This window comes from Haloferax denitrificans ATCC 35960 (assembly GCF_000337795.1).
Lineage (GTDB): Archaea > Halobacteriota > Halobacteria > Halobacteriales > Haloferacaceae > Haloferax > Haloferax denitrificans.
In genome coordinates this window covers 324,750-338,287 of the sequence record NZ_AOLP01000011.1, presented here as the reverse complement: position 1 = coordinate 338,287, position 13,538 = coordinate 324,750, and the positions used below count along the sequence as shown (strand labels likewise).

The window sequence follows — 13,538 nt, the reverse complement described above, 5'->3', positions numbered from 1 at the left end:
ACTATACGATCATCGTAGCCGTCGATGCGATACTCCCGAAGCGCTCGGCGACTTCGCGTGCGACGGGACCCTTGATTTCGGTCCCGCGAGGCTCTTCCATCTCGTCGATGATGACGGCGGCGTTGTCCTCGAACTTCACACGCGTGCCATCGGGCCGGCGGATGGATTTCCGCTGGCGGACGATGACCGCTTCGAGCACCTGGCGGCGCATCTCGGGGGTACCTTTGGTGACAGAAACGGTCACCTTGTCCCCGATGCCTGCCTTGGGGTGGCGGTTCTTCGTGCCGGAGTAACCCGCGACGCTGATAATCTTCAGTTCACGAGCGCCGGTGTTGTCGGCGCACGTGACCAGCGAGCCACGGGCGACACCCTTGGTGATGTCCGCTTTGAGCGCTTCCATCACTCGTCACCTCCGATAATCTCGACGACGACGTGGGATTTCGTCTTCGAGAGAGGTCGGGTCTCCGCAATCGTTACTTCGTCACCGACAGCGACGTCGTCGAGCACGCCCGGCACGTGTGCCGGGATGCGGGAACGTCGCTTCATGTAGCGGTCGTACTTCGGAACGAATACGTCGTACTCCCGCTCGACGATGACGGTCTTTGCCATGTCCGTCGAGACGACCGTCCCCTCCAGGGTCTGACCCCGGACGGAGAGCGAGCCGTAGAACGGACATTTTTCGTAGTCGTAAGCCTCGGAATCGTCAGGTTCCGGAGGCATTGGAACGTCAAGTCCTATCGCCATTTCGAGTCACCTGTAGTTTCGGTGCGCAGGGCGGGTCGTGAGAGCAGTTGTGCGCCATCCACCGTAACGTAGGCCACGCCCTCGCAATTCCCGGAACGGGAAGCCGCCGATGATGAGTCGGCGAGCCGGCCAGACTGACTGGCATCAAATCCGCCAGTAGTATCCGACCGAAGTTTGGACGCGGTCCCCGACGCCTTCGCGGCGCCGGCGGCTTCATCTGTACGCGGAATTGCAAATTCGAAGGTCGCCCCTCGTTTCGGCACCTGCCGCACCCGAGACCCGTCGTCGAGCATGAACGTGTGCATCGTCTCGACGACGATGCGACCGGCTATCCCGACGAGGTCGGGGTTCGCCGCGTCGACGACCTCCACGTGGAGGCCGTTGAGTTCGTGTCGCGTGAGGGTCTCGGGTGTGAGTGGCATTATTCTTCGTCGAGGTCGCCTTCTTCGCCCTGAATCGTCTTGATTCGGGCGATGGTCTTTTTCAGTTCAGAGACGCGGCCGGGGTTCTCCGGCGCGCCACCCGCGGCCTGAACGGCCTTCGCGTTGAGCAGTTCCGTCTCGAGCTCTTCGAGCTCGGCGGTGCGCTCTGCGGGCGTCATGTCGCGAATCTCTTCGGTGTAGAGGATCGCCATTTATTCTTCCTCCGTTTCGTCGTCTTCGTCTTCCATCTCCGAGACGAGGTCGGCCGCCTCTTCGGCGACGTCTTCGTCGAGTTCTTCGTCGTCGTCGACGACTTCCTCGACGGCTTCTTCGTCCTCGTCGTCGGCGTCGTCGTCGACGACTTCCTCTTCGACCGCTTCGACGGCCGCTTCCTCGACGACGTCTTCGTCGACTGCGTCCGTCTCGGCGTCGTCCTCCTCGGAGACGTCCGGAACTTCCTCCGGCTCCTCTTCGAGGAGGTCCTCGACGCTTTCGGTCTCTTCGATCTGTTCGACCGCCTCGGGGTTGGCGTCTTCCTCGACTTCGAAGTCGTCGGGGAGTCGCGCACCCGGCGGGATGATCTTGACCGTCACGCCGATGGTGCCGAGCTTCATGACTGCGACGCCCTGACCCTCGTCGACGATCTCCTGTGCGGGCTCGCCGTTGTGCTTGATGTAGCCGCGGTTGAACTTCTCCACGCGGGAGCGAGCGCCCGTGACCTTTCCGGAGAGGACGATTTCGGCACCGAGGGCGCCGGCGTCCATGATGCGGTCGATGGTCGTGTGGCCCGCCTTACGGAAGTACCAGCCGCGTTCGAGCGCGTTGGCGAGGCGGTCGGCGACGATCCGGGCGTTGAGGTCCGGCTCGTCGACTTCCTGCACGTCGATCTGGGGGTCGTCGAGGTTGAATCGCTCTTCGAGTTCGCGGGTGACCTTGCGGATGTTCTTCCCGCCTTTCCCGATGACCATCCCGGGCTTTTCGGCCTTGAGCACGATCTGGGTGCCCATCGGCGTCTTGGCGACGTCCATGCCGCCGTAGCCCGCTCGACCGAGCTCTTCTGCGAAGAACTCGTCGATCTGGGACCGCTGCAGTCCGTTCTCGATGAATTGGTGTTCGTCAGCCATTATTCCTCGACCTCTTCGATGATGAGTTCGACGTCACAGATTGGGGTGTTCCACGGGTCCGCCCGACCGAAGGCACGGGGCTTGCGACCCTGACGCTCGCCGACCTTGTGGGCGGCGACGTGCTTGATCTCCATGGCCGGTCCGTCGAACCCCTGTTCGGTCGCGTTGTTGCGAACGTTTTCGAGGAGTTCGAGGAACGCCTTGGACGCCTTCTCGGGGTACCGTCCCGCGTCCCAGCCGTCGATGTCGCTTCGGTGACCGACGCCGGAGTTGTGCTGCTTGAACGGAACCGACCGCTCGCCGTCGATGACGGCTTCGAGGTACTCCTCTGCGTCGGCGACGGGCATCCCCTTGATGGCGCGGGAGATGGCCTTGCTGTGCTTGATGCTGATGGGCCGGTCCCGGAGCATACCCTTGGCCGTGGTGTCCGGGTCGGCCTCGACGCTGTAGTTGATTCCCATGGTTTACTTGAGGGGCACGAACTTCGAAGACCGGGTCGCGCCGATACCGGCCTGACCGTGCTCGACCGAGCTACGGGTCAGCTGGAACTCGCCCAGGTAGTGACCGATCATCTCGGGCTGAATCTGGGTGCGCTCGAACTCCTGACCGGTGTAGACGGCGAAGGTGAGTCCGACGAGTTCGGGGAGAATCGGCATGTCGCGCAGGTGCGTTCGAATGGGCGCGTTGGCCGTCTCCTCTTCCGTCTTCTCCTGAGCCTTCGCGAGCAGTTTCTCGTGCTCGGCCGACAGGCCTCGGGTGATGGTTCGCCGCTGACGAGCGGGGAGCAGTTCCGCGACCTCGTCGAGCTCCATCTCCTGCAGCTCGTCGAGCGTGTGGCCGCGGTAGGTGAACTCACCTTCGCGGCCGGTGCGGTATTGCGTACTCATGGTTACTTACCTCCCTTGCCACCGCGACCGGTGCGTTTGGAGGCGATGTCACCGACCTTCCGGCCCGGCGGAGCGTTCCGCGAGACGGACTTCGGCTGACCGGGGTGCTGCCGGCCGCCGCCACCGAACGGGTGGTCGACGGCGTTCATAGCAACACCACGCACGCGCGGCCACTTGATACCGCGCGCTTTCATCTTGTGGTACTTCTTGCCTGCCTTGACGAACGGCTTCTCCGTGCGTCCGCCACCGGCGACGACGCCGATGGTGGCTCGGCAGTTGGGGTTGAGGCGCTTGACCTCGCCCGACGGGAGCTTCACGATAGCGACCTTGCGGTCGTGCGAGAGCAGCTGCGCGCTCACGCCGGAGGCGCGGGCGAACTTCCCGCCGTCGCCGGGCTGGTGCTCGACGTTACAGACGGGGACACCCTCGGGAATCTCGGCGAGCGGCAGGGTGTTGCCGGGCTTGATTTCGGCGGAGACGCCGATCTGAAGCTCTTCGCCGACGCTGATGCCCTCGGGCGCGAGAATCATGCGCTGTTCGTCCTCGAACTCGACGAGGGCGATGGGCGCACTGCGTGCGGGGTCGTGCTCGATGCCGACGACCGTACCCGAGATGGTGTCTTTGTCTTCGGACTTCTTGTGCGACAGTTCGGCCTTGTAGCGGTGCGACGGCGCCCGGAACGTGGACGTACCGCGACCGCGACGCTGGCCCTGAATTCGGCGTCCCATGGTTAGAACACCCCGATACGCGACGCGACTTCCTGCGCGTCGTCGTCTTCAGAGAGACGAACTGTTGCTTTCTTTTTGCCTTTCATCGTGACCTGCGTGTTGACCTTCTCGACGGTCACGTCGTAGCGCGACTCGACTTCCGACTTGACGTCGGACTTCGTCGAGTCGATGTGGACGATGAACTGGAGCTTGTTGTCGAAGTCCATCTGGTTCATCGCCTTCTCCGTGACCAGCGGGTGTTCGATGATGCTCATCGTTCTGCGACCTCCTCGAGCGCGCTCTCGGTGAACAGCGTGAGGCGACCGGCGTGGGTGCCGGGCGCGAGGTCCTCGGCGGAGACGTTCGCCGCGGTGGCGACGTCGACGCCCGCGAGGTTGCGAGCGGCCTTCGAGGGCTCGTCGGCCGTCACGAAGAGGATGGACTTCGGACGGGTGTACTTGCGACCGCGGAGCTTGCCCTGGCCGCCCTTGACCTTCTTGTTCTCCTCGGAGCGCTCGATGTCGTCGTAGACGCCGAGGGACTGCAGGAGGTCGACGACCTCCTTCGTCTTGACGAGGTCCTCGAAGTCGTCGGAGACGACGAGGGGGAGCTCGACGTCGTCGTCGAAGCGGTGACCGCGCTCGGCGACCAGCTCGGGGTCCGTCGTGGCGGCGAGCGCCGAGCGGACGGCGAGCTTACGCTCCTTCGTGTTGATCTCCTTCCCCTGGTCCTTCTCGGCCTTCGGCGGGTGAGCGCGGCGGCCGGAGACGGCGTGCGGGACGCGTCGGGCGACGCCGTTCTGGCGTGGGTCGTGGGACATCCCACGGCCACTGCCCATGGACTCTGCCGGGGTTCGAAGTCCGGCGTAGGGGTCGGCACCGTACGGCTGTTTTCGGTTTGCCTGCGCGGCGATGACGGCACGCTTGATGAGGTCCGGACGGTAAGCCGTCTCGAAGACCTCGGGCAGGTCGATACTGCCCGCGTCGTCGCCGTTCAGGTCTCGGATAGTTGCCTGCATGGTTTAACCCTGGTTCGATGCGGTAGAGACGTAGCGCACCTCGGGGTCGAGGCGCGGCTGGTCGTTCGGCCGGATGGCCGGGCGGAACCGCAGGAGGCGCTTGTTGGGGCCCGGGAGCGAGCCCTTGATGAGCGCGTAGGAGCCGTCGACCTCGCCGTAGTTGACGAAGCCGCCGTCGACGGAGGCGTCGTCGCCCTCACCGAGGTCGATGAGGCGCTTGTTGAGCTCGGTGCGCTGGTGGTAGCCAGTCTGACCGAGTTGCGGAACCGTAGAGCGGACACGGGACGGGTTCCAGGGGCCGAGGTTGCCAATACGGCGTCTCCAGCCCTGGCGGGCGTGCTTGCCCTTACGCTTCTGGACGCCCCATCGCTTGACGGGACCCTGCGTACCCTTACCCTTCGTGACACCCGCGGCGTCGAGGTACTCGCCGGCGCGGAACACGTCGGACATCTCGTGTTCGCCGCCCTCGGCAACGAGGTCGAGGGCGAAGTCGGCGCGCTCCACCATGGAGCCGCCGCCGACGCGAGTCTCCATCACGTCGGGCTTCTTCTTGGGCACGTTCGCGAGCTCGGAGGGCACCGTGTGCGTGATGACGCGGAGGTCATCGACTTCGCCGGCCTCGACGGCCTCGCGAAGCGCGTCGGCGTCCGAGTCGAACGTGTCTTCTGCCGGCAGGTCGAGGACGCGGTCGAGTTCGTCGTGGAACTCGCCCGCCCAGACCTCGGTCTGCGGCTTCATACCGTACGGCGTCTGCTCGTAGGCGCGAAGGGCGACGGCGCGCATCGGCGGCGTCTCGACGACGGTCACCGGGACGGACTCCTCCATTCCTTCGCGGGGGGAGTCTGCCTCGTCGTTGACCATCATCACGTGGGTCATACCGGCCTTGTAACCGGCGAAGCCCTGCAGCGCGGGAGAGCCGTCGTCGGACGGCCACGACTTGATGCGTGGAACCTCCTTGACTGCTCGCTTGCGCGGGCTGAAGCCCATCGAGCCTTTTCGTGGTCTGCTTGGTTGTGGCATGGATTCACTCCGTGAGTGTCAGGGAGGCGAGGGAGGCGAACATCGCTTCTTCTGTTCGCACGACCTCACTTCCCTGTCGCGGAATCGTATTGAGCCAGAGGTCGAACCCCGGACCAACGGAAGGTTCGACGTCTGCAACATCCTCGGGAGACATCCCGAGCATGTCCGGAAGCCCACGGCCCGGCGACCCGAAGACGACGGTCATACCGCCGGCGTCGGTGATGCGGGCCGTCAGGTCACCCAATGTGGGGACCGACAGCGGTTCGCCATAGCGAGACGTGGCGATTCGCACGCCCGCATCCGGCCTGCCGAGTGCTTCCGTGAGGTCCATGCGGGATACGTCGAAGCCCGGAAGGGGCTCGTCGACGATCCGCGCACGGACCGGTTCTCGCGAAGAGATCCTGACAGCGACGCGCTCTCCCTCTGTGAGGTCCATCCCGGGAGGGACGAACAGGGAGATCGGGTGTTGCATTCCGCAATTGACCCGAACGCGGTCGTCAGGTCCGACCTCGGTCACGATTCCTTCTCGCAACGCGGGCGACTCGTCGGAGTCGTCCGCGGTCGTAGACGCGACGAGAACGGGCGGCAGGATACCAGCGTAGCGGAGTTCGTCGCGCTTGCCCCAGACCTCCTTGCGGAGGTAGGGAGGCGTCGCGGCGTACCGAAGTACGGTTTCGACGAACTCGCCGCCCCACTTGTTCTCGCCGTCTTCGTCGGGGAAGACGACGAGTTCGTTCGCCCGGAAGACCGCCGCCGCGCGGGCGACGTAGCCGAGTTTGCGAGTTGCCTCGCGTTTGTCTTCGGCTTCCCGGACGAGTGAGGACGGCACGAGTACGCTGAGTTTCATGCCGGGTTCATCCTCGTCTCGTCTAGACTGTGGCGTTTGTACCGGGGGCCTACCTAAAAGAGTAGCGAATCCGTTCTGGGGTGATAGAGCGTCCCACGACCCAGTTTGCGGGAGATTGGCGAATGTCGCGTGGTACATAATTACACGGTCGGCGACAGGTCGCCGAGGGCGAATCTCACGTGGTAGCAGGTGGCGCGCCGTCGCCCGATTTCTCCCCCGTTTCGCAAGCCTTATTTATCAACCCGACACTATCGAGTAACGCAGTAGCACGCCACGATACACGCGGAATGCGCTGGTAGTGTAGTGGTATCACGTGACCTTGCCATGGTCACAACCTGGGTTCAAATCCCAGCCAGCGCACTTCCACCACATGCGTCGGTAGTGTAGTGGTATCACGTGACCTTGCCATGGTCACAACCTGGGTTCAAATCCCAGCCGACGCACTTCTGCCGAACACAAACCTCCGAGAGACCTCCGTGTCTCTCGGTCTTGTGAGGCTGTGTGCGGGACGCTGGGATTTCGAACCCTACCAGTCGCGCACAGCGAACGAAGTGAGCGAGCACGTCTGGTTCTGGTTCAAATCCCGTCTCACCGACTCGACCGTCGGTCTCGCCGGTGCTCCTGAGTTCACCTCACGGCGTTCGGTGAACACCCAGCCGACGCAGTTCCCCGAACGCAACCCCGTCAGCGACGCGTCTCCGAGAACTCACGTTTCGTCCCGCGCCCGCCACCACCAGCCCATCGCGACCACGCCGACGACGAGGGCGACGACGGCGAGCGCGTCGAGGGCGTAGTTAAGCGGCGTGCCCGTCGGTACGGCCCCGCCTTGCGTCACCTGCAAGAGGGCGTACGAGAGCCACGTGAGACACATCCCGACGAGGAGAACCGCCCGCGTGCCGGAGAGCTTCCCGCGCCGGTACTGCACGGCCGTGCCCGCGAGGAGCAACAGGTACGCGACGAGCAGGGGAAGGCCCCCGAGGTCGGCGAGGACGCTCACGATTCTGCAGGGAACGTCACGAGGGCGGTGACAGACGTGAAAACAACGAGGGTCACTCGCGCGGTGCGGGAGGGAAGGGGAGCCATACGCCATCTCCGGAGCGCGAACACTAAATGGTTGACAGTTTCCTGCACGGAGCGGCGTCCCGCTCTCGCACGCGTGGGCGAAGAATCAGTATCCGAGCGTGTCGGCCGTCTCGATTCGCTCGATGCCGTCGAGTTCGCACAGGTCGGAGACGGCCGACTCCGCGAGCGAGACGACGACGCCGCCGAATCGGAGTTCGCGTTCGAGACTTCCGTCGAGCGACTCGACGCGGGTTTCGAGCGCGGCGCGGGCGTCGTCGTCCGCGGGTTCGACGCGGAGCTCCGCGACCTCGTCGTCGAGCGGGTCGTCGCGCATGCGGCGGACGGGGTGAGAGAGATACATATCCGGCGGTCGTCGGCCGGCGGGAAAACGGTCGCGGTCGGCCGGCGGCGGACCGCGTTCGGCCGGGGCGGTCAGTCCTCGGTGGAGTAGAACAGCGCCTCGCGGCCCGCGCCGCAGTCGGGACACGCCGACGGGAACGCGGTCAGCGAGCCGAGTTCGCCGCAGTCGTCGCACCGCCAGACGAGTCGGGCCTCGCCGTGGTCCTTCTCGGGCAGTCGTCGGTGTTCGACGACGGTCGGCGGTCGAACCGCGCGAGACGCCGTTTCGGCGGTCGTCTCGACGGTCTCCCACCTCGTTCGGTCCTGTTCGAGCGGTCGCGCCGGCTCTGTCGGTCGTGCGGGTGTCTTTATTGCCATAGTGTCGCATACGCACGCCATCCCCATAACGCCCGTCGTCACTCCTCGTGACTGTCAGGCCACGAGGACCATCTGAGTTCCAGTCTGACGGGCCCCTCCGGTAGGAACCGACTCGTCTCGGTGTCGGTGACGACCCGCTCTGGGCGGGGGAGCGTGACGGACTCGTCGCCGACGCGGACGGTCACGTCCTCGTCGGGAGCGGCCGCGAGGAGGCGGTCGAGTCGCTCGATGGCCGCGGTCACCTCGCCGCGGGTCACGGTGTCGGTCTGGGAGCCGAGCGGGACGCCGCCGAACAGCGGGCGGACGTTCACGTCGCGCGAGCGGTTCGACAGCACCGCGTTGACGGCCGCGCCGAGGAGGATGACGAGCCCGCTGAAGTAGAGCCACGTCAGGAGGACGAGGATGCCGGCGACGACGCTCGACTCGGGAGCGCGACTGCTGAACTCGACGTAGAGCCGGAACAGCGACTCGAAGGTCGTCAGCCCGACGGCGGCGACGAGCGTGCCGGGGACGACCTCCAGATAGGTCACGTCCTCGTCGGGGAAGATGTAGTACATCGGGTAGAACGTCAGAAAGAGGACGGCGACGAGGAGGCCGCGGTAGACGACCCAGCCGAGCGCCCCGTCGAGCGCGGGGAGCACGGACTCGATGAGCGCGCCGGCGACGACGGCGACCGCGACGGTGACGAGCACGACGATGCCGTCCGAAAGCTGGTCGGCGAAGGTGTTCGCGGCCTCCGACTCGTAGATGTCCGAGAAGGCGGTGTCGAGGCCGCGGAAGATGCGGAGCGTCCCCCACACCAACACGAGCACCCCGACGAGGGAGAGGCTCGCGAGTTGGGTCGACGACTCCAGTTCGGCGACGATGACGTCGCTCGCGCCGGGGGTCAAGACGGACTGGATGACGGCGATGACGCTCTCGCGGAGGCCGCTGTCGCCGGTGGCGGAGACGGCCGCGAGGACGAGCAGGAACAGCGGTAACAGCGAGACGAACGCTCCGTAGGCGATACTGCCCGCCATGAAGGTGAGCCGCTCGGTTCGGACCTCGTAGACGATGGCCCGTCCCAGCGTGACCGCTCTCTCGACGCGCGGATTCATGGGCGCTGATACGTCGGCCGACGAGAAAAGCGCGATGCGCGCCCGGGCGGCGGTGGCGGCTCTCGGCGGGAGCGACTACCGGCGGGCGGCGAAGACGGCGACCGCCAGCCCCAAGACGGCACCCGTCACGGTCCACTCCGCCGCGTAGCCGACGGCCCCGCCGATGGCGGACCCGAGGGTGACTCCGCCGACGACGTTCGCCCCCAACACGAGCGCCAGCCGAGTGAGTTCGCTCTGAAACATATCGGAATCTGTGGCTGTTCGAGGGGATAGCCTCGTCGGTTCGGTCGTCGGCTCGGCCGGCTCGGTCGCTGACTCGACCGGCTCGGCCCACCCCGTTTTACTACCGCGTGGCGCGTTGGTTCGGCCATGACAGTCATCGCCATGTTGAGCGTCGCACCGGTCGTCGAAGGGAGCATGTCGGGCGAGGTCGCAAAGGCCGTCGCGGCCCTCGACGACTTCGACGTGGCCTACGAGACGAACCCGATGGGGACGGTCATCGAGGCCGACGACATCGACGAACTGCTCGCGGCGGTCGGCGCGGCTCACAAGGCGGTCGACGGCGACCGCGTGAGCACGTTCCTGAAGATAGACGACAAGCGCACGAAAGACCAGACGGCCGCCGACAAGGTCGACGCCGTCGAAGCCCACCTCGGGCGGGAAGCGAGACGCGACCGCGAGTAGCTTCGCGGGCCGCGGCGACCCGCCGCGCGGGTCCGCCGTGCGAGACACGAGACACGTCCACGCGACCCGGAGGGTGTGCGACTGACAAACCCTTTAGCCGAAGGCGCGCAATCGCCTCGCATGGACAGCATCAATCGGATGGCCATCGAACTGGTCGACGAGGCGCTCGACTTCGCCGGAGAGCTCGGCATCGAGGGCTACGAACTCGACTCGGGCGCGACGGTCATCGACTTCGGCGTCGACGCCGACGGCGGTGTCGAAGCGGGGATGCTCCTCGCGGAGATTCAGACCGCGGGTCTCGCCACGGTACAGACGCGGATGGGCGAGGTCGCCGGCACGCCCCGTCCGCACGTCGAACTCTCCACCGACCGCCCCGCGCTGGCCCTGCTCTGTTCGCAGAAGGCCGGCTGGGAGCTCACCTTCGACGGCTTCGACGGCCTCGGCTCCGGCCCGGCGCGCGCGCTGGTCGGCGAGGAAGAGGAGTTCCACCACCTCGGCTACTACGACGAGTTCGACCTGACGGTCCTCGCCGTCGAGAGCATCGACCTCCCGACCGACGAGGTCGCGGAACACGTCGCGGAGACGACCGGCCTCGAACCGAGCGCCGTCTTCCTGCCGACCTACGCGACCGGCTCGCTCGTCGGGAGCGTCACGGGCGCGGCCCGTGCGGCCGAACTCGCCGTGTTCAACCTCTTCGAGGCGGGCTACGACCCGACGAACGTCCTCTCTATCAACGGCTCCGCCCCGCTCGCCCCCGTCAGCTACGACGAGAGCGTCGCCATGGGCCGGACGAACGACGCCGTCGCCTACGGCGGGCGCGTCCACGTCACCGTCAGCGAGGACTTCGACGACTTCGACCGCGCGATATCCACGGCCGGGGCTGACTACGGCGTTCCGTTCGAACGGCTGTTCGAGGACGCCGACTGGGACTTCGGCGAGGTCGACCCCGACGTGTTCGGCCCCGCGCAGGTCACGGTCGACGTGGTCGACGGGCCGACCTACACCCTCGGCGAGACCGACGAGGACGTGCTCGCCGAGTCGTTCGGACTGTGAGGCGCAAGCCGGTCCCGCCCGCGCCGGACTCCCTCGACCGACTGTGGGACGCCCACCGCGCCGTCCCGCTGATTCCGGGGTCCGAAGACGACTGCTGTGGCCGAGTGGCGACCCGACTCGACGTGACGCCCGACGAGGGTCGCGACTGGCTCGTGTTCTGCCAGTCGCTCGGCCTCGCCCGCGAGGTGAGCCGCGGCTTCGAGCGCGTCCGCGACGACCCCGACGCGGACGACCTGCGGAGCGCGTTCGAGGGGAACGTCTTCGGCGCGCGCGAGGCGCTCGACGCCCTCGGCGACGAGCCGACGTCCGCGGACGCGGTGTTCGAGGCGTTCGAGCCGACCGTCCCGAACTGGGAGCGCCACCGCGACCCCGAGGGGTGGGAGTCGCGCTGGCGCGACAGAGTCGCGCGGCTCCTGGACTGGGCGGTGCTGTTCGACGCGGCGGAAAACCGACCGGACGGCTACGTCGCGGTCGAAGACGCGGTCTGACGGCCTGACCGTCGGCGGGGACGAACCGAACCTGAGTCGCCGCTCGTGCTATTCTAGTCGACTTTCGTCACGGTGCCGACGCCCTTGGACCTCCCCTCGCGGAAGACGAATCGCTGGCCCACCTCGACGAAGTACGGCCGGAATTTGAACTCCACGCGGGTCGTGCCGGTGTCGCCCGGCAGGAGCCGCCCGCCGTCGGGGTGGAAGATTGCCGCCTCGGAGATGGTTTCGAGGTGGACGACCGGTTCGTAGCCCTCCTGAATCCGCGTCGGGTGGTTGAGCACCATCACGTCGGCTTCGAACTCGCGGACGGCGGTTGGCTCCGCGTCGCCCGGAAGGAGCACCATCCCGCGTTCGATTTCGGACTCGCGGACGCCCTTGAGGGCGATGCCGACGATGCGGCCGGCGTTGGCCCGGTCGACCCGGTGGTAGTGCATCTCGATAGAGCGGACCTCGACCTCGCGGAACTCGCCGTCGGACATCGGTCCCAAGAGCAGTGTGTCGCCGGCCTCGACCGCCCCGGAGTTGACCGTGCCCGAGGCGACCGCGCCGACGCCCGTGACCGAGTAGGTCCGGTCGATGTACATCTTGAACTCGCCCTCGGCGGCGCTCCGCTTCGGGAGCGCCTCGAACAGCCGGTCGAGGTCGTCGAGGCCGTCCATCGTGACCGCGCTCGTCAGGAACAGCGGGACGACCGACTCGCTTATCTCCTCGACGGCGGCGTCGACGCCGTGGCGCTCGACGCTCAGGGGCGTCCGCCCCACGTCGCGGAGGAGGCGCTCGACCTCGCGTTCGACCTCGGCGACGCGCTCCTCGGAGACGGCGTCGACTTTCGTGATGGCGACGACCGTCGGAAGCTCCATGGCGAGGAGGATGCCGAGGTGTTCGCGGGTCGTTCTCGTCGGGCCGTCGTCGGCGGCGACGACGAGCAGGCCGTAGTCGAGGCGCTGGCCGACGAGGCCGCGAATCGTCGTTCGGAGCCACGGCTCGTGGCCGACGGTGTCGACGAACGAGACGAGTCGGTCGGCCTCCTGGACGACCTGCGCCCGGTCGGACTTCCGGTGGGGGTTGCGCATGTGGACCGGGCCGTCGTCGGAAAAGCCGTAGACGGCGTACGAGAGGTCCGCCGACAGGCCGCGTTCGACCTCGTGGGGCTGTACGTCGAGGAACGACCGCGTGCTTCCGTTGCCGTTGTCGGCCTGTCCGGTCACGAGCGAGCCGACGAGCGTCGATTTGCCGTGGTCGACGTGGCCCGCGGTGCCGACGACGATGTGGTCGTCGTCCACGTCGAGCATCGCGCCCTCGCGGATGGTCGCGACGCCGACGAGGCCGCGTTCGGCCGACTCGCCGACGCCCCACGTCTCCACGTCCTCGATGTGCGCCCCGGCCTCCTCGGCCAGAAGCGACAGCACGTCCATGGTCTCGGAGAAGTCGTCAGGCGGGATGCCGGCGATGCCGCCGTCGTCGGTGACGCCGACCACGTAGGTCGCCACGCCGTCGCCGGAGAGCACTCGGTGTCTGAGTTGCGCCGCGAGCGACTCCATCCGGCCGTCGGACAGGTGAACGGCGCGAGTGAGGCGTTCTTTGAACTCGACGTTTCCGCCTTCTTCCTCACCGCGCTCGAGGGCCTCGTCCAAGAGAGCCCGATCCGCGCTCATGGAAGCGGGT

Annotated in this window: 21 protein-coding genes and 2 tRNA genes; 5 read left to right on the top strand and 18 right to left on the bottom strand. The window is 66.6% G+C overall.

All coding sequences use genetic code 11. The annotated features are described in order from the left end of the window. Nucleotide 1: 1 nt before the first annotated feature. Genes C438_RS11610 through C438_RS11555 form a run of 12 tightly spaced genes read right to left on the bottom strand, consistent with a single transcriptional unit; the run spans nucleotide 2 to nucleotide 6,769 of the window. Entirely contained in the window at nucleotides 2–400 is a 399-nt protein-coding gene (locus C438_RS11610) for a 50S ribosomal protein L14 (RefSeq protein WP_004042597.1), read from the bottom strand. Further along, the gene (locus tag C438_RS11605) at nucleotides 400–744 is read right to left on the bottom strand and encodes a 30S ribosomal protein S17 (protein ID WP_042663561.1); all 345 of its coding nucleotides are present in this window, start codon (nucleotides 742–744) and stop codon (nucleotides 400–402) included. The genes C438_RS11610 and C438_RS11605 overlap by 1 nt, the downstream gene beginning before the upstream one ends. Beyond that, entirely contained in the window at nucleotides 735–1,166 is a 432-nt protein-coding gene (locus tag C438_RS11600) for a ribonuclease P protein component 1 (RefSeq protein WP_004969585.1), read from the bottom strand. The genes C438_RS11605 and C438_RS11600 overlap by 10 nt, the downstream gene beginning before the upstream one ends. Then, nucleotides 1,166–1,378, bottom strand: coding sequence for a 50S ribosomal protein L29 (gene rpmC / locus C438_RS11595; RefSeq protein WP_004062417.1), 213 nt, complete (start codon nucleotides 1,376–1,378; stop codon nucleotides 1,166–1,168). The genes C438_RS11600 and rpmC overlap by 1 nt, the downstream gene beginning before the upstream one ends. Beyond that, a complete protein-coding gene (locus C438_RS11590) occupies nucleotides 1,379–2,290 on the bottom strand; it encodes a 30S ribosomal protein S3 (protein WP_004969584.1) in 912 nt (303 codons plus the stop codon). It lies immediately after the preceding gene. Beyond that, nucleotides 2,290–2,751 (bottom strand): 50S ribosomal protein L22, encoded by a 462-nt coding sequence (locus C438_RS11585; protein ID WP_004042608.1) that lies wholly within the window; start codon nucleotides 2,749–2,751, stop codon nucleotides 2,290–2,292. Before C438_RS11585 ends, C438_RS11590 begins: the two co-directional genes overlap by 1 nt. 3 nt (nucleotides 2,752–2,754) lie before the next feature. Continuing rightward, the gene (locus C438_RS11580) at nucleotides 2,755–3,177 is read right to left on the bottom strand and encodes a 30S ribosomal protein S19 (protein WP_004969583.1); all 423 of its coding nucleotides are present in this window, start codon (nucleotides 3,175–3,177) and stop codon (nucleotides 2,755–2,757) included. A gap of 2 nt (nucleotides 3,178–3,179) precedes the next feature. Continuing rightward, nucleotides 3,180–3,905 carry a 50S ribosomal protein L2 gene (locus C438_RS11575; RefSeq protein WP_004042612.1) on the bottom strand — a complete coding sequence of 242 codons (726 nt, stop codon included), beginning with the start codon at nucleotides 3,903–3,905 and terminating at the stop codon, nucleotides 3,180–3,182. A 2-nt stretch (nucleotides 3,906–3,907) separates the two neighbouring features. Next, entirely contained in the window at nucleotides 3,908–4,159 is a 252-nt protein-coding gene (locus tag C438_RS11570) for a 50S ribosomal protein L23 (protein WP_004042614.1), read from the bottom strand. Continuing rightward, nucleotides 4,156–4,902 (bottom strand): 50S ribosomal protein L4, encoded by a 747-nt coding sequence (gene rpl4p / locus C438_RS11565; protein ID WP_004969582.1) that lies wholly within the window; start codon nucleotides 4,900–4,902, stop codon nucleotides 4,156–4,158. Before rpl4p ends, C438_RS11570 begins: the two co-directional genes overlap by 4 nt. Before the next feature lie 3 nt (nucleotides 4,903–4,905). Then, nucleotides 4,906–5,922, bottom strand: a complete 1,017-nt coding sequence (locus C438_RS11560) for a 50S ribosomal protein L3 (RefSeq protein ID WP_004969581.1) — start codon at nucleotides 5,920–5,922, stop codon at nucleotides 4,906–4,908. Nucleotides 5,923–5,926: 4 nt separating this feature from the next. Then, nucleotides 5,927–6,769 (bottom strand): putative RNA uridine N3 methyltransferase, encoded by an 843-nt coding sequence (locus tag C438_RS11555; RefSeq protein ID WP_004969580.1) that lies wholly within the window; start codon nucleotides 6,767–6,769, stop codon nucleotides 5,927–5,929. Nucleotides 6,770–7,058: 289 nt separating this feature from the next. On the opposite strand from C438_RS11555, the gene C438_RS11550 reads away from it, so the two are divergent. Both C438_RS11550 and C438_RS11545 read left to right on the top strand, forming a co-directional pair. Beyond that, a tRNA-Gly gene (locus tag C438_RS11550) sits at nucleotides 7,059–7,129 on the top strand. 12 nt (nucleotides 7,130–7,141) lie between these two features. Beyond that, nucleotides 7,142–7,212 (top strand) — tRNA-Gly (locus C438_RS11545). A 263-nt stretch (nucleotides 7,213–7,475) separates the two neighbouring features. On the opposite strand, the gene C438_RS11540 is transcribed toward C438_RS11545, so the two are convergent. From C438_RS11540 to C438_RS19715, 5 genes are all read right to left on the bottom strand, one after another. Continuing rightward, a complete protein-coding gene (locus C438_RS11540) occupies nucleotides 7,476–7,766 on the bottom strand; it encodes a hypothetical protein (protein WP_004969579.1) in 291 nt (96 codons plus the stop codon). A gap of 171 nt (nucleotides 7,767–7,937) precedes the next feature. Next, nucleotides 7,938–8,192 (bottom strand): hypothetical protein, encoded by a 255-nt coding sequence (locus tag C438_RS11535; protein ID WP_004969578.1) that lies wholly within the window; start codon nucleotides 8,190–8,192, stop codon nucleotides 7,938–7,940. A gap of 71 nt (nucleotides 8,193–8,263) precedes the next feature. Then, nucleotides 8,264–8,548, bottom strand: coding sequence for a DUF7130 family rubredoxin-like protein (locus C438_RS11530; protein WP_004969577.1), 285 nt, complete (start codon nucleotides 8,546–8,548; stop codon nucleotides 8,264–8,266). A 38-nt stretch (nucleotides 8,549–8,586) separates the two neighbouring features. Next, nucleotides 8,587–9,645 (bottom strand): YihY/virulence factor BrkB family protein, encoded by a 1,059-nt coding sequence (locus C438_RS11525; RefSeq protein WP_004969576.1) that lies wholly within the window; start codon nucleotides 9,643–9,645, stop codon nucleotides 8,587–8,589. Nucleotides 9,646–9,720: 75 nt separating this feature from the next. Further along, the gene (locus C438_RS19715; RefSeq protein ID WP_167321097.1) at nucleotides 9,721–9,888 is read right to left on the bottom strand and encodes a hypothetical protein; all 168 of its coding nucleotides are present in this window, start codon (nucleotides 9,886–9,888) and stop codon (nucleotides 9,721–9,723) included. A gap of 126 nt (nucleotides 9,889–10,014) precedes the next feature. Between C438_RS19715 and C438_RS11520 the strand changes: the two genes are divergently transcribed. From C438_RS11520 to C438_RS11510, 3 genes are all read left to right on the top strand, one after another. After that, nucleotides 10,015–10,329 (top strand): MTH1187 family thiamine-binding protein, encoded by a 315-nt coding sequence (locus tag C438_RS11520; RefSeq protein WP_004969575.1) that lies wholly within the window; start codon nucleotides 10,015–10,017, stop codon nucleotides 10,327–10,329. A gap of 120 nt (nucleotides 10,330–10,449) precedes the next feature. Continuing rightward, entirely contained in the window at nucleotides 10,450–11,382 is a 933-nt protein-coding gene (gene mch / locus C438_RS11515) for a methenyltetrahydromethanopterin cyclohydrolase (RefSeq protein WP_004969574.1), read from the top strand. Continuing rightward, entirely contained in the window at nucleotides 11,379–11,870 is a 492-nt protein-coding gene (locus C438_RS11510; RefSeq protein WP_004969573.1) for a hypothetical protein, read from the top strand. The genes mch and C438_RS11510 overlap by 4 nt, the downstream gene beginning before the upstream one ends. Before the next feature lie 53 nt (nucleotides 11,871–11,923). On the opposite strand, the gene C438_RS11505 is transcribed toward C438_RS11510, so the two are convergent. Further along, nucleotides 11,924–13,528, bottom strand: a complete 1,605-nt coding sequence (locus tag C438_RS11505) for a GTPBP1 family GTP-binding protein (RefSeq protein WP_004969572.1) — start codon at nucleotides 13,526–13,528, stop codon at nucleotides 11,924–11,926. Between the last annotated feature and the right edge of the window lie 10 nt (nucleotides 13,529–13,538).